Origin of the sequence: Mycobacterium heidelbergense (assembly GCF_010730745.1) — a bacterium.
Taxonomy (GTDB): Bacteria; Actinomycetota; Actinomycetes; order Mycobacteriales; family Mycobacteriaceae; genus Mycobacterium; species Mycobacterium heidelbergense.
Genome location: NZ_AP022615.1, coordinates 2,610,752 through 2,624,933, shown reverse-complemented (window position 1 = coordinate 2,624,933; position 14,182 = coordinate 2,610,752). Strand labels below are relative to the sequence as shown.

Here is a 14,182-nt window from a genome sequence, read left to right as displayed (position 1 = left end):
ACCTAGCCGCCGTCCTCGGCGGCGAGGATCGCGTCGATGCGGGCTTCGAGCGCGCCCCGCTCGCCGGTGTCGGCCACGTTGATGCCGAACCGGTCACCGAGGGCGTCGACGACCGCGCCCGCATCGCGCAGGTGGACTACCTCGCTGCCGTCGGCGCGGTGAATGCTCAGCTTGCGGCCGGCCAAGTTCACCCGGGCGTCGTCGGTGACCCGCGCGGCCATCAGGCCGGTCACGAAGTGCGACGAGGGATGGGTCGAGACGAACCAGCTACCCACTTTCAGGTCGATCTCCGGCGGGGTCCGCATGGTGAACTCGTAGAGAGGCACCCACTCGTTCCGGATCAGGGCCTGCAGGACCAGCCCGTCGCGGCGGTCCTCGAGCCGGTACGGCTCGTGCGCTGTCTGTTGGACGCTGCCGGTTTCGATGCGGAGGGGCGAGGTCGGTGTCTGGCCGCCGAAGCCGACGTCGACGAGGTATGACCCCTGCGATCCGGGGAACGTGACCGCCAGCACCGTGTGCGTCTGCGCCGGCGTCGGGGCGTCGGGTGGGCGCATCCAGATCACTCGGCCGGCCAGTCGCCGCACCCGGAACCCGACTTCGGAGAGCACGTAGCCCATCAGCCCGTTGTGCTCGTAGCAATAGCCGCCCCGGCGCCGGCGAACCAGCTTGTCGGCAAGGGCGTCGGGGCTCAGGTCGTCGACCGGCACCCCCATCACCGGATCGAGGTTCTCGAACGGAATCGCTTGCGTGTGAGCGGTCACCAGGTCTTGAAGGACGGCGAGGCTCGGCTCCGCGGCGCCGCGATGGTTGATGCGGTCGAAGTATCCGATCAGGTCCAAGGTCATGTAGCCATTCTGCATTCGCCGAAAAGTCATAGCCGCAAGGTCTCGAGCCGCTACCCTCAGTCGGGCCAGCGACCACACAACGACTACGGCACCGCGACGGGTGATTACGCATGACCGACTTCTCAGAGCTGCCGCCTGCGGATCAGGAAGCGATCGGCAGGACGCTGCTGACGTTGTTGAAGTCGTTCGACGATCGCGACGCCGAACCCCTGCGGGGCGTGTACTCCGACGACGCCGACTGGGTGAACGCCTTCGGCACCGTCAAACACGGACGCGACGAAATCGTCGATTACCTCACCGGCCTGTTCCGCGACGACAACTTCAACCGGGGCGAGCTCGCCGGCCCGCCGGAGACGAGTTTCCGGGTGCTCATGCCCGACGTGGTCCTCGTTTCGGCACATCTCAAGGTGAAGGGCCAGGGACTGGTCGGCGGCGGAACGATTGACCGCGACAACTTCTCGTTGCGCGCCCTTCAGCGGCAGGACGACGGATCCTGGCTCATCGTCTCGGAGATGTTCCAGGACGCCAACACCGAGACGACCTACGAGCACTAGCGATCCGTCGCTTGTTTGATATCTGTCTAATATGGGGAACCGGTGGAGACGGACCGACCCGATGGCCCGCCCCCTCAGCCGGCCATCGGGTCGGACCCCATCGTCGAACGGCAGCCGCGGCCGGTGAGCGCATGACACAACGCATTCCCGACAACGCGGGGCCGCCACACATTTGGCGCCGTCGCGCTCGGGGCGGAACTCAGAGCCAGGTGTCCTGGGTGGTCGTGGTCAGGAACGCCTCCAGGTCATCGCGCCACTGGGCCGGCGTGGTCTTGTCGGGTTCGATGCCGGTGTAGTCACCGCGATAGAACAGCAGCGGCCGTGGCTTGATCTTGGGGGCCTCCGACAGGCTTTGGACGGCGCCGAACACCACGAAGTGATCCCCGCCGTCGTGTACGGACGCCACCGTGCAGTCGATGTAGGCCAGCGAACCGTCGATGATCGGCGAACCGAGTCCTGAGGCATGCCAATCGATTCCGGCGAACTTGTCGGGTTCCTTCGACCCGAACCGCGCCGAGACGTGCTTCTGCTTCTCGGTCAGCACGTTCACGCAGAACCGGCCGCTGGCCTCGATGGCCTTCCAGGACCGCGACACCTTGGTGGGGCAGAACAACACCAGCGGTGGATCCAGCGACAGCGCCGCGAACGATTGGCACGCAAAGCCGATCGGCGCGTCGTCGTGCACGGTGGTGATGATGGTGATCCCGGTACAGAACTGACCCAGCACCTGCCGGAAGGCTCGCGGATCGATCTGCGACGACATGATCAGCCGGGCATGCCCACGGTGAAGTCGTGACCCCACAGGCTGACGGCGGTGCTTTCCCGGGCGATCCAGTCGTTGTCGTCGACTTTCCTGCCCTCGCAGCCGAATTCGATGTCGAACCCGCTCGGGGTCTTCATGTAGAACGACAGCATCAGGTCGTTGACGTGGCGGCCCAGGGTGGCCGACATCGGCACCTTGCGGCGCAACGCCCGGTCCAGGCACAGGCCGACGTCGTCGGCCTCTTCCACCTCGACCATCAGGTGCACGATCCCGCTGGGCGTCGGCAGCGGCAGAAACGCCAGGCTGTGGTGGCGCGGGTTGCAGCCGAAGAAGCGCAGCCACGCCGGCGGCCCGTCCGCCGGACGCCCGACCACCTGCGGTGGCATCCGCATCGAGTCACGCAGCGTGAAGCCGAGCACATCCCGGTAGAAGTGCAACGCCTCGGCGTCGTCGCGGGTGGTGAGCACCACGTGCCCCAGGCCCTGCTCGCCGGTGACGAACTTGTGCCCGTACGGGCTGACCACCCGACGGTGTTCCAGCGCGGCGCCGTGGAAGACAGCCAGACAGTTGCCCGACGGGTCGGAGAACTGAATCATCTCGTCGACGCGGCGTTCCGCCAGATCGGCGGCGGTGGCCTCCTTGTACGGTGTGCCCTCCACCTCGAGCCGATTCCGGATCTCCTGCAGGCCTTCGGCATTCGCGCATTCCCAACCCGCCTCAACGAGCCGGTCGTGCTCGCCCGGCACGATCACCAGGCGCGCCGGGAAATCGTCCATCCGCAGATACAGCGCACCCTCGGTGTTGCCCTTGCCCTCGACCATGCCGAGCACCTTCAGGCCGTACTCGCGCCAGGCGGCCATGTCGGTGGCCTCGATGCGCAGGTAGCCCAGCGACCGGATGCTCATCACGCACCTCCCAGGAAATCGATCGTCAGCTTGTTGAACTCGTCGAACTTCTCCACCTGCGCCCAGTGTCCACACTGCCCGAAAACGTGCAGCTGCGCACGCGGAATGGTCTTCAGCGCCACCAGCGCGCCGTCCAGCGGGTTGACCCGGTCCTCACGTCCCCAGATCAGCAGCACCGGTTGGCGCAGCTTGTACACCTCGCGCCACATCATGCCCAGCTCGAAGTCGGCCCCGGCGAACGACATTCCCATCGCCCGGGTCGCCGTCAGCGATTCCGGCGTGTTGGCCAGGGCGAAACGCTGGTCCACCAGCTCCGGGGTGATCAGGCTCTTGTCGTGGACCATCACCCGCAGGAAGGCCTCAAGGTTCTCGCGGGTGGGCGACATGGAGAACGTCGACAGCCGCTTGACACCCTCGGTCGGGTCGGGCGCGAACAGGTTGACGCTCAGCCCGCCGGGGCCCATCAACACCAGGCGCCCCGCTCGATCGGGATGGTCCAGAGCGAACCGGACCGCGGTGCCGCCGCCCAACGAATTGCCCACCAGCGGAACGCGTTTCAGACCAAGCTCGTCGAAGAGGCCCTTGAGCGCCCTGGCGGCGTAGCGGTTGAACTGCCCGTGCTCGGCACGCTTGTCGGAGTGGCCGTACCCCGGCTGATCGACGGCCAGCACGTGAAACTGCCGAGCCAGCACCGGGATGTTGCGCGAGAAATTCGTCCAGCTCGCCGCCCCGGGACCGCCGCCGTGCAGCAGCACCACCGTCTGCTCGTTGCCGACCCCGGCCTCGTGGTAGTGCAGCTTCAGCGGCCCGTCCACGTCCACCTCCACGAAACGCGAGGTGGATTCGAACGTCAATTCCTCTGTGGCGGTCATGAACTAGACCATGGTGTCGCCAGGCGGCAACCCGAACTCGTTGTTCCCGAAGATCACGTAGGCGCGCTCGGGGTCGTTGGCGGCATGCACCCGGCCGGCGTGCGCGTCCCGCCAAAACCGTTGAATGGGGGCGTCATTGGCGAGCGCGGTGGCACCCGACGCCTCGAACAGCCGGTCGATCGAGGCGATCGACCGGCCGGTGGCGCGCACCTGGTCACGACGCGCACGGGCGCGCAGGTCGAACGGGATCTCCTTGCCCGCGGCCAACAAGGCGTACTCGTCGCCGACGTTGCCGATCAGCTGACGCCACGCGGCGTCGATGTCGCTGGCCGCTTCGGCGATGCGGACCTTGGCGAACGGGTCGTCCTTGGCCTTCTCCCCGGCGAACGCCGCCCGCACCCGCTTGCCCTGGTGCTCGACGTGCGCGTCGTAGGCGCCGTAGGCCATTCCGACGATCGGCGCCGAAATGGTGGTGGGATGCATTGTGCCCCAGGGCATCTTGTAAACCGGGGCGGTGTTGTTCTGCAGACCCGCCGCCGTGTGGTCGTTCATCTCCTTGTAGGACAGGAACCGGTGCCGGGGCACGAAGACGTCCTTGACGACGACCGTGTTGCTGCCGGTGCCGCGCAGGCCGACGACGTGCCACACGTCGTCGATGCGGTACTCGGTGCGCGGGATCAGGAAGCTGCCGAAGTCGACGGGGCGGCCGTCCTTGATGACCGGGCCGCCGAGGAACGCCCAGGTCGCGTGGTCGCATCCCGACGACCAGTTCCACGAGCCGTTGACCAGGTAGCCACCGTCGGTCACGACGCCCGCGCCCATCGGCGCGTACGACGACGAGATCCGCGTCTTCGGGTCGTCGCCCCAGACCTCGTCCTGGGCCTTTTGGTCGAACAGCGCCAGGTGCCAGTTGTGCACGCCGATGATCGAGCTCACCCAGCCGGTGGAACCGCAGGCACTCGCCAGCCGCCGCGCCGCCTCGTAGAACAGCGTGGGATCGCACTGCAACCCGCCCCACTGCTCTGGCTGCAAAAGGGTGAAGAACCCGATGTCCTCGAGATCCTGAACGGTCTCGTCGGGCAGGCGGCGCAGATCCTCCGTCGCCTGAGCGCGCTCCCGAATCCGCGGAAGCAAACCATCGATCCCAGCCAAAACCGACTGCGCATCACGCTGTTGAATGGACGTCACTTAAGTTTGCCTCCTGGGCCAGACTTACACAGTGGACTTACACCAGAGACTAGAACACGTTCCGATTCGTGTCGAGCAGGGTATTCCTGCGGCTGGTAGCGGTAGGAATCCGCTTTTCTGTAACATGTTCTAGTTGTGATGATAAGGGAGGACCGGGCTTGACCGAGGCAATTCCCGACGAGCCACTCGGCGACCACGTCCTTGAACTGCAGATCGCCGAGGTCGTCGACGAAACCGACGAGGCGCGATCGCTGGTCTTCGCGGTGCCCGACGCGCCCGGCGATCCGGACATCCCGCCGGGGCGGCTGAGCTACGCGCCCGGCCAGTTCCTGACGCTGCGCGTCCCCAGCGAGCGCACCGGCTCGGTGGCCCGCTGCTATTCGCTGTGCAGCTCGCCGTTCACCGGCGACGCGCTCACCGTCACGGTGAAGCGGACCGCGGACGGATACGCGTCCAACTGGCTGTGCGACCACGCGCAGGCAGGCATGCGCATCCACGTGCTGGCGCCGTCGGGCAACTTCGTGCCCAAGACGCTCGACGACGACTTCCTGCTGATGGCGGCCGGCAGCGGCGTCACCCCGATCATGTCGATCTGCAAGTCGGCGCTCGCCGAGGGCGGCGGGCAGGTGACGCTGCTCTACGCCAACCGCGACGACCGCTCGGTGATTTTCTCCGACGCGTTGCGCGAGCTGGCCGCCAAGTATCCCGACCGGCTCACGGTGGTGCACTGGCTGGAATCGCTGCAGGGACTGCCCAGCGCCACCGCGCTGGCGAAGCTGGCGGCCCCCTACGCCGGCCGGCCCGTGTACATCTGTGGGCCCGGCCCGTTCATGGACGCGGCCCGCGAGGCGCTGGAAACGCTGAAAGTGCCCGCGCCGCAAATACATATCGAGGTGTTCAAGTCGCTGGCTTCCGATCCGTTCGCGGCGGTGAAGCTCGAGGATGCCGCCGAGGGCGACGAGCCGCCGGCCACCGCCGTGGTGCAGCTGGACGGCGAAACCCACACGGTGTCGTGGCCACGCAACGCCAAGCTGCTCGACGTCCTGCTCGCCAAGGGGCTCGACGCCCCGTTCTCCTGCCGCGAGGGTCACTGCGGCGCGTGTGCCTGCACCCTGCGCAGCGGCAAGGTGAACATGGAGGTCAACGACGTCCTGGAGCAGCAGGATCTCGACGAAGGCCTGATTTTGGCCTGTCAATCTCGCCCGGAATCTGATTCGGTGGAAGTCACCTACGACGAGTAGTCGCGGAGTTAAGGTCTGCTTTTGGCGGCGGGACCTGGCTAAAGGGATAGGGTGAGCGGGATGAGGCGGCTGGTAGCGGGGTTTGCGATCGTCGGGGGCGCGTTGGCGTTTCAGTCCGCCCCGGTGTGTGTGGCGGCGAGCAACACCGCCACCACCTTGTTTCCGTTGGATGGCCCCAATCAGTTGGAGACGCATGCCTTCCTCAATTGTTTTAAAGCCGATGGGCACTGTGACTTCATCGCCGGGGCCGATGTGCGTACGCCCGATGGGGTGACCGGCTTCCCGGCGGGGTTGTGGGCGCGCCAGACCACCGAGGTCCGCTCGTCGAATCGGATGGCCTACCTCGATGCGCACGCGGCCGGGCAGTTCGAGCGGGTGAACAAGGCCATGGGCAGTGACGAGATCACCACCGTGTACTTCGGTGAGGGACCGCCGGACAAGTACCAGACGACCGGGCGCATCGATTCCACCGACTGGTCGACGGGCCAGCCCAAGACCGACGTCAACGTCATCGTGTGCACCCACATCCAGGTGGTCTACGGCGGGATCAACACCACCTCACCGAGCACCTGCGCACAGACCACCTTCTCCTGAGAGTTCTCCTAGCGCGGCAGGCCCAGCAGCCGTTCGGCGGCGACCGTGAGCAGGATCTGCTCGGTGCCGCCGGCGATCGTGAGGCAGCGGGTGTTGAGAAAGTCGAATACCGCGTGATTGGCGACGAGGCCGCCGCCCTCGGAGACGTCCATCATGTATTCGGCCAGCGCCTGCCGGTAGCGGACGCCGATGAGCTTGCGCACGCTGGACTGCGCCCCGGGGTCCTGGCCGCCCACCGCGAGCTGGGCGATGCGCTGGTCCAGCAGCGCGCCGGTCTGGGCGGTGACGATCAGCCGCCCGAGCCGGTCCTGCTGGGCGACGTCGAGATCGATCTCCCCCAGCAACCTGAGCAGCTCTTCCATCGGGTTGCCCAGCGCGGTGCCGGTGGCCATCGCCACGCGCTCGTTGGCCAGCGTGGTGCGGGCCAGCCGCCAGCCGTCGTTCACCGTGCCGACCACCATCTCGTCGGGGACGAACACGTTGTCCAGGAAGACCTCGTTGAACAGCGAGTCGCCGGTGATCTCGCGCAGCGGCCGGATTTCGATGCCGGGCGATTGCATGTCCAGCAGGAAGTAGGTGATGCCCTTGTGCTTCGGGGCGTCCGGGTCGGTGCGGGCCAGGCACACACCCCACCGCGCCTTGTGCGCCGCCGACGTCCACACCTTCTGCCCGGTGAGCAGCCAGCCACCGTCACCCCGCACGGCCTTGGTCCGCAGCGACGCCAGGTCCGAGCCGGCTCCCGGTTCGGAAAACAGTTGGCACCACAGGAATTCGCCGCGCAGGGTGGCCGGCACAAAGCGCTCGACCTGTTCGGGCGTGCCGTGCTCGAGGATGGTCGGCGCCGCCCACCAGCCGATCACCAGGTCCGGGCGCACCACGCCGGCCGCCGACATCTCCTGATCGATCAGCAGCTGCTCGGCCGGTGACGCGGCGCGCCCGTACGGCGCCGGCCAGTGCGGCGCCAGCAGTCCCGCCTCGGCCAGGGCCACCTGGCGCTTTTCCTTGGGCAGCGCGGCGACCTCGGCGACGGCCACGGCGATTTCGGGTCGCAGGCCCTCCACCTCGGTGAGGTCGATGCCCAGCCGGCGCCGGACGCCGTCCTGGGTCAGCGCCGTGATGCGGCGCAGCCAGCGCTCGGCACCCCCGAGGAACCGGCCGATGCCGTGCGCCCGCCGCAGGTACAGGTGCGCGTCGTGCTCCCAGGTGCAGCCGATGCCGCCGAGCACCTGGATGCAGTCCCTGACGTTGGCCTTCGCGGCGGCGATGCCGACGCTCGCGGCCAGGGCCGCCGCGATCGAGAACTGGTCCGGGTCGCAGTCCGCCGCGCGGGCGGCGTCGGCGGCGGCCACCTCGGCCTGCTCGGCGCGGCACAGCATCTCGGCGCACAGGTGCTTGATGGCCTGGAAGCTGCCGATCGGCTTGCCGAACTGCTCGCGCACCTTGGCGTAGGCCACCGCGGTGTCCAGCGACCACCGGGCCAAGCCGGCCGCCTCGGCCGCCAGCACGGTCGCGGTCAGTTCCTCGACGCGCTGCCGTGGGACCGCGAGCACCGTTGCGGGCGCCGACGTCAGCACTATCCGGGCCAGCGGCCGGGAAAAGTCGGTGGCCTCCAGCGGCTCGATCCGCACGCCGTCGCCGTCCGCGTCGACCAGCAGCGTCTTTCCGCCGGCGGGCAGGATCAGGACGCCGCCCTCCGCCGCGCCCAGCACCCACGGCAGGGTGCCCGACGCCCGCGAGGTCTCGCCGTCGAACCGCACGGAGCCTTCCGGGTCCTCGAGCGCCACCCCGGCGAAGCGTTCCCCGGAGGCCAGCGCGGCCAGCACTTCGGGAGAGGAGCCGCCCTCGGAGAGGACGACGCTGGCCAGCGCGGTGGTCGCGACCGGCCCGGCCACCAGCGCCTTGGCCGCCTCCTCGACCATCGCGCACAGATCCTCGATGCTGCCGCCCGCCCCGCCGCGCTCCTCCGGAATCGCCACCCCGAACAGCCCCAGGTCGGCCAGGCCCGCGAACACCGGCCGCCAGGCGTCGGCCTTACCCTGCTCGACCTCGCGGATCGCCGCGGTCCCGCCCGGCCCCGACGTCGGATTGCGGGCCCAGTCGCGCACCAGCGCACGCGCCGCGAACTGTTCGTCGGTGACGGTCGCTACCACCCTTTGTGCCCTCCGCGTCCCTGATTCTGAATGTCCGAGTCCCCCGCCGGCGGGGCCCCACCTCGAGTTGCTACACATCCGCCTTACAAATGGATTAGAACGTGTTCTAATAGTGCCAGCGATCGAACGTCAAGTCGAACGTCATTACAGCAGTACACGTGGTCGTCATTGCCGCGGGGAGGTGGGAAATTTACGCGCATCATGCGTATCGTTTGCGAACAAACCACCTGAAAAAGGAGCACCTCCTCACATGTCGTCAGCGAACCCGAACCCGGCCGGCGTTTCCGACTCGCAGCCGCGCGAGGTCATGAACGTGGCGGTACTCACTGAGTCCGAACTCGGCTCGGAGGCGCAACGGGAACGCCGCAAGCGGATCCTGGACGCCACACTGGCCATCGCGTCCAAGGGCGGCTACGAAGCGGTCCAGATGCGCGCCGTGGCCGACCGGGCCGCCGTGGCGGTGGGGACGCTGTACCGGTACTTCCCGTCGAAGGTGCACCTGCTGGTCTCGGCCCTGGGCCGCGAGTTCAGCCGCATCGACACCAGGGCCGACCGCCCGGCGGTTGCCGGGGACACCCCGTTCCAGCGCCTGAACCTAATGGTCGGCAAGCTCAACCGCGCGATGCAGCGCAATCCGCTGCTGACCGAGGCGATGGCGCGCGCCTACGTTTTCGCCGACGCCTCGGCGGCCAGTGAGGTCGACCAGGTCGAGAAGCTCATCGACAGCATGTTCGCGCGCGCGATGGCCGACGGCGAACCGACGGAGGACCAGTACCACATCGCCCGGGTGATCTCCGACGTGTGGCTGTCGAACCTGCTCGCCTGGCTGACCCGGCGGGCCTCGGCGACCGACGTCAGCAAGCGGCTGGACCTGGCCATGCGGTTGTTGATCGGCGACATGGAAAGCGCCTAGCGTCCGGCCGGACCTACGCCGGCGGGCCGGCGGTGCGGCCGCGAACCAGCTCGGTGTCCAGCAGTTCGACGACCGGCAGGCCCGATCGCGGCGGCTTCAGCAGCAATTCGCCCGCCCGGCGGCCCTTCTGCAGGCTCGGCTGCGCGACCGTCGTCAACCCACGGCTGATCGCCTCGGGCACGCCGTCAAATCCGGTGACGCTCATCTGACCCGGCACGTAAATGCCATGTGCGCGAAGGTAATCCATGGCGGACAGGGCCAAGATGTCCGCGGTGCACATCAGCGCCGTGATCCGCGGGTTGGCCTCCAGCGCGGCCTTGGCTGCGGCGCCGCCCGATTCCGGCAGGTGCTCGTAGCTCTCCACCACCGTCAGCGAATCCGGGTCGACGCCGGCGGCCGTCATCGCCTCCCACACGCCGATGACGCGCTCGCGTTGCACGTCGAAGGCCGGCGACCGCAACCGGTCGGCGTCCACCAGACCTTGGCGGCGGTCCCGGCCCAGCCGCATGGTCAGCAACCCGATCTCGCGGTGCCCCAGCCCGAGCACGTAGTCGGCCAGCTCGCGCATCGCCGCCCGGTCGTCGATGCCGACCCGGGACACCCCGGAGAGCCCTTTGGGCTGGTCGACCACCACGATCGGCAACCGCCGCTGCAGCACCACCTGCAGGTAGGGATCGTCGTCGCAGACCGAATACACCACGAATCCATCCACGCCGGCGCCGAGCACGGCCGCCGTTCCGTCCTCGAGGCTGCGGCTGGGCCCGACGGCGACCAGCAGTAGCCCCTGCCCCAGCTCCTCGCACGATTGCGCCACTCCCGCAACGAAATCCCGCGCCGCGGGGTCGCTGAAGAAGTAGGTCAGCGGTTCGGCCATCACCAAGCCGACCGCACCGGCTTTGCGGGTCCGCAACGATCGCGCCAGCGGGTCGGGCCCCGGATAACCCAGCCGCTTCGCCGTCGCGAGCACCCGCTCACGCAGGTCGGCGGAGAGCTGATCCGGTCGGTTGAAGGCATTCGAGATCGTGGTGCGCGAGACCTTCAATTCGTCGGCTAGCGACGCCAGAGTCGCACGCCGGCGCGGTGTGGGACTCACGTTCGGTGAGGCTACAGCGGCCCGGCGGTCGACCACACGCGGCTTGGCCCGACACCTTCTAATGGAAACGGTTTTCATTGGTGTCGTGGGCGGTGGGCCCGCAATAAGCTGGGCGGGTGGCAGGGATCGACCTCAACGCCGACCTGGGCGAGGGCTTCGGCGTCTGGCGCCTCGGGGACGACGACGCCATGCTCGGGATCGTCACCAGCGCCAACGTGGCGTGCGGTTTCCATGCCGGAGACCCCGCCGGGCTGTTGCGGGTGTGCCGGTCGGCCGCCGACCGCGGCGTACGGATCGGAGCGCAGGTCAGCTATCGCGACCTGGCCGGTTTCGGCCGGCGCTTCATCGACGTCGCCGCCGAAGATCTTGTCGCCGACGTCGTGTATCAGATCGGCGCGTTGCAGGGCATCGCGGCGGCCGCCGGCTCTTCGGTGCGCTACGTCAAACCCCATGGCGCGCTGTACAACACGATCGTCGGCGACCGCGAGCAGGCCGCCGCGGTGGCCGAGGCGGTGCGCCTGGCCGACCCCACGCTGCCGGTGTTGGGCATCGCCGGTTCGGCGTTCTTCGACGAGGCCGGCCGCGTCGGGTTGCGCACGGTGGCCGAGGCGTTCGCCGACCGCGCCTACCGGCCCGACGGCCGGCTGGCGTCCCGTCGCGAACCGGGCGCGGTGCTAAACGATCCGGCGGCGATCGCCGACCGCGTGGTCAACATGGTGACCTCGGGACGGGTCACCGCGATCGACGGCACCCCGGTCGCGGTCAGCGTGGAATCGGTTTGCGTGCACGGTGATTCGCCGGGCGCGGTACAGATCGCGACCGCGGTGCGCGACCGGCTCCAGGCGGCCGGCACCGATATCAGGGCGTTCTGCTGATGCGACTGGGCCGACCCGATCTCGCGCGGCATTCGCACCGATTCGACGTGCCCGCCGCCGAAGCCGATGCGCTCTCGGTGACCTGGATGGGCGTGGCGACGCTGCTGCTCGACGACGGGTCGTCCGCGCTGATGACCGACGGCTACTTTTCGCGGCCCGGCCTGACGCGGGTCGCGGCGGGCAGGGTGGCGCCGTCGGCGGCCCGGGTGGACGGCTGCCTGGCCCGCGCCGGGGTGTCCCGGCTGGAGGCCGTCATCCCGGTGCACACCCACATCGATCACGTGCTGGACTCCGCGCTGGTCGCCGACCGCACCGGCGCCCGGCTGGTGGGCGGTGAGTCCGCGGCCAACGTCGGGCGGGGATACGGGCTGCCCGAGGATCGGCTGGTCGTCGCGGTGTCCGGTGAGCCGATCGGGCTGGGCGCCTACGACGTGACGCTGGTGGAATCGCACCACTGCCCGCCGGACCGGTTTCCCGGTGTGATCGGCGCGCCGCTGACCCCGCCGGCGAGGGCGTCGGCCTACCGCTGCGGCGAGGCGTGGTCGACGCTGGTGCACCACCGGCCGTCGGGCCGGCGGCTGCTGATCCAGGGCAGCGCCGGTTTCGTCGAGGGGGCGCTGACCGGTCAGCGCGCCGATGCGGTCTACCTCGGCGTCGGCCAGCTGGGCCTGCGGCCGCGGTCCTATCTGGTCGACTACTGGGCCGAGACCGTGCGCGCCGTCGGCGCGCGCCGGGTGATCCTCATCCACTGGGACGACTTCTTTCGCCCCTTGTCAAAGCCCCTGCGGGCCTTGCCCTACGCGGGCGACGACCTGGACGTGTCCATCCGGATCCTCGACGAGCTGGCCGGGCGCGACGGTGTCGCGCTGCACTTGCCGACGGTCTGGCAACGCGAAAACCCTTGGGCGTGAAGTGGTCTAGACGTTGGCACTGACCGTTGCGCTGTTGCTGCTTGCCGCTGTGCTCGGTTTCGCGGTCGCCCGCCCGCGGGGCTGGCCGGAGGCCGCGGCGGCGGTTCCGGCCGCCGTCATCGTGGTGGCGGTCGGCGCGATCCCGCTGCGTGAGGCGGCCGAGGAGGTCGCCGACCTGTCCGGGGTGGTCGCGTTCCTGGGCGCGGTGTTGGTGATGGCCAAGCTGTGCGACGACGAGGGCCTGTTCGAGGCGGCGGGCGCGGTGATCGCCCGTGGGCGCGTCGGGTCGGGCGGCCTGCTGCGGCGGGTGTTCGTCATCGCCTCCGTCATCACGGCCGTGCTGAGCCTCGACGCCGCCGTGGTGTTGCTGACCCCGGTGGTGCTGGCCGCGGTCCGCCGGCTGCGCACCCGGGTGCGGCCCTACGCCTATGCCACCGCTCACTTGGCCAACGGCGCCTCGCTGCTGCTGCCGGTGTCGAATCTGACCAACCTGCTGGCCTTTCACCTCGCCAACATCTCGTTCACCAAGTTCACGTCGTTGATGGCGTTGCCGTGGCTGGCCGCGGTGGCCACGCTCTACGTCGTCTTTCGCCGGTTTTTCGCCGGCGACTTGCGCGTCCAGCCCGACCCGGAGCGACGCGGGCCGGCGCCGCGGCCACCGGTGTTCGTGTTGGTGGTCGTCGGGCTGACCCTCGGCGGGTTCGCGGTCGCCCAATCCGTGGGGGTGGCCCCGGCGTGGGTGGCCCTGGCCGGCGCCTCGGTGCTGGCGGTGCGCAGCCTGCGCCGTCGGCACACCTCGCTGGTGGACATCGGGCGCTCGGCGCATGCATCGTTCCTGGTGTTCGTGCTGGCGTTGGGCGTCGTGGTGCGGGCGGTCATGCTCGACGGGATGGACAGGGCGATGTCTGCGGTGTTGCCGTCCGGTTCGGGACTGTTTGCGTTGCTCGCGATCGCGGCGATAGCGGCCGTGTTGGCCAACGTCGTCAACAACCTGCCCGCCACGCTGGTGTTGCTGCCGCTGGTCGCGCCCGGTGGGCCGGTGGCCATTCTCGCGGTGCTGATCGGGGTGAACATCGGCCCCAACCTGACCTACGTCGGTTCACTGTCGAATCTGTTGTGGCGGCGCGTGCTGCGCCAGCACGACGTCGATGCCGGCGTCGGCGAGTACACCCGCCTCGGGTTGTGCACCGTGCCCGCGTCGCTGGCGCTGGCGGTGCTCGCGCTGTGGGCATCCGCGCGGCTGCTGGGCGCCTAACGGCGCGCTAATGGCGCGCTAGC

14 protein-coding genes are annotated in these 14,182 nt (G+C 68.9%); 7 read left to right on the top strand and 7 right to left on the bottom strand.

Annotation, left to right across the window (positions count from 1 at the left end; translation table 11 throughout):
* Positions 1–2: 2 nt before the first annotated feature.
* Entirely contained in the window at positions 3–845 is an 843-nt protein-coding gene (locus G6N25_RS12305) for an arylamine N-acetyltransferase family protein (protein WP_083073789.1), read from the bottom strand.
* Positions 846–955: 110 nt separating this feature from the next.
* Here G6N25_RS12305 and G6N25_RS12300 point away from each other — a divergent pair, with 110 nt between their 5' ends.
* Positions 956–1,399, top strand: a complete 444-nt coding sequence (locus tag G6N25_RS12300; RefSeq protein ID WP_083073695.1) for a YybH family protein — start codon at positions 956–958, stop codon at positions 1,397–1,399.
* 199 nt (positions 1,400–1,598) lie between these two features.
* On the opposite strand, the gene hsaB is transcribed toward G6N25_RS12300, so the two are convergent.
* Genes hsaB through hsaA form a run of 4 tightly spaced genes read right to left on the bottom strand, consistent with a single transcriptional unit; the run spans position 1,599 to position 5,127 of the window.
* Positions 1,599–2,162 carry a 3-hydroxy-9,10-secoandrosta-1,3,5(10)-triene-9,17-dione monooxygenase reductase subunit gene (gene hsaB, locus G6N25_RS12295; protein ID WP_083073696.1) on the bottom strand — a complete coding sequence of 188 codons (564 nt, stop codon included), beginning with the start codon at positions 2,160–2,162 and terminating at the stop codon, positions 1,599–1,601.
* A gap of 2 nt (positions 2,163–2,164) precedes the next feature.
* The gene (gene hsaC, locus G6N25_RS12290) at positions 2,165–3,067 is read right to left on the bottom strand and encodes an iron-dependent extradiol dioxygenase HsaC (RefSeq protein ID WP_083073697.1); all 903 of its coding nucleotides are present in this window, start codon (positions 3,065–3,067) and stop codon (positions 2,165–2,167) included.
* Positions 3,067–3,939 carry a 4,5:9,10-diseco-3-hydroxy-5,9,17-trioxoandrosta-1(10),2-diene-4-oate hydrolase gene (hsaD, locus tag G6N25_RS12285; RefSeq protein ID WP_083073698.1) on the bottom strand — a complete coding sequence of 291 codons (873 nt, stop codon included), beginning with the start codon at positions 3,937–3,939 and terminating at the stop codon, positions 3,067–3,069. Before hsaD ends, hsaC begins: the two co-directional genes overlap by 1 nt.
* 3 nt (positions 3,940–3,942) lie before the next feature.
* Positions 3,943–5,127: a 3-hydroxy-9,10-secoandrosta-1,3,5(10)-triene-9,17-dione monooxygenase oxygenase subunit gene (gene hsaA, locus G6N25_RS12280; protein ID WP_083073699.1), complete on the bottom strand. Its 1,185-nt coding sequence runs from the start codon at positions 5,125–5,127 to the stop codon at positions 3,943–3,945.
* Between the two features lie 158 nt (positions 5,128–5,285).
* On the opposite strand from hsaA, the gene G6N25_RS12275 reads away from it, so the two are divergent.
* The gene (locus tag G6N25_RS12275) at positions 5,286–6,368 is read left to right on the top strand and encodes a ferredoxin--NADP reductase (protein ID WP_083073700.1); all 1,083 of its coding nucleotides are present in this window, start codon (positions 5,286–5,288) and stop codon (positions 6,366–6,368) included.
* A 60-nt stretch (positions 6,369–6,428) separates the two neighbouring features.
* Positions 6,429–6,962, top strand: coding sequence for a hypothetical protein (locus G6N25_RS12270; RefSeq protein ID WP_083073701.1), 534 nt, complete (start codon positions 6,429–6,431; stop codon positions 6,960–6,962).
* 8 nt (positions 6,963–6,970) lie between these two features.
* On the opposite strand, the gene G6N25_RS12265 is transcribed toward G6N25_RS12270, so the two are convergent.
* Positions 6,971–9,112: an acyl-CoA dehydrogenase gene (locus G6N25_RS12265; RefSeq protein WP_083073702.1), complete on the bottom strand. Its 2,142-nt coding sequence runs from the start codon at positions 9,110–9,112 to the stop codon at positions 6,971–6,973.
* A 313-nt stretch (positions 9,113–9,425) separates the two neighbouring features.
* Between G6N25_RS12265 and kstR the strand changes: the two genes are divergently transcribed.
* The gene (gene kstR / locus G6N25_RS12260) at positions 9,426–10,025 is read left to right on the top strand and encodes a cholesterol catabolism transcriptional regulator KstR (RefSeq protein WP_163672610.1); all 600 of its coding nucleotides are present in this window, start codon (positions 9,426–9,428) and stop codon (positions 10,023–10,025) included.
* A gap of 13 nt (positions 10,026–10,038) precedes the next feature.
* On the opposite strand, the gene G6N25_RS12255 is transcribed toward kstR, so the two are convergent.
* The gene (locus G6N25_RS12255; protein WP_083073704.1) at positions 10,039–11,118 is read right to left on the bottom strand and encodes a LacI family DNA-binding transcriptional regulator; all 1,080 of its coding nucleotides are present in this window, start codon (positions 11,116–11,118) and stop codon (positions 10,039–10,041) included.
* 116 nt (positions 11,119–11,234) lie between these two features.
* On the opposite strand from G6N25_RS12255, the gene G6N25_RS12250 reads away from it, so the two are divergent.
* Genes G6N25_RS12250 through G6N25_RS12240 form a run of 3 tightly spaced genes read left to right on the top strand, consistent with a single transcriptional unit; the run spans position 11,235 to position 14,159 of the window.
* Positions 11,235–11,993: a LamB/YcsF family protein gene (locus G6N25_RS12250; RefSeq protein WP_083073705.1), complete on the top strand. Its 759-nt coding sequence runs from the start codon at positions 11,235–11,237 to the stop codon at positions 11,991–11,993.
* Positions 11,987–12,904, top strand: a complete 918-nt coding sequence (locus tag G6N25_RS12245) for an MBL fold metallo-hydrolase (protein ID WP_083073706.1) — start codon at positions 11,987–11,989, stop codon at positions 12,902–12,904. Before G6N25_RS12250 ends, G6N25_RS12245 begins: the two co-directional genes overlap by 7 nt.
* A gap of 13 nt (positions 12,905–12,917) precedes the next feature.
* Positions 12,918–14,159, top strand: a complete 1,242-nt coding sequence (locus G6N25_RS12240) for an SLC13 family permease (protein ID WP_083073707.1) — start codon at positions 12,918–12,920, stop codon at positions 14,157–14,159.
* Positions 14,160–14,182 lie beyond the last annotated feature (23 nt).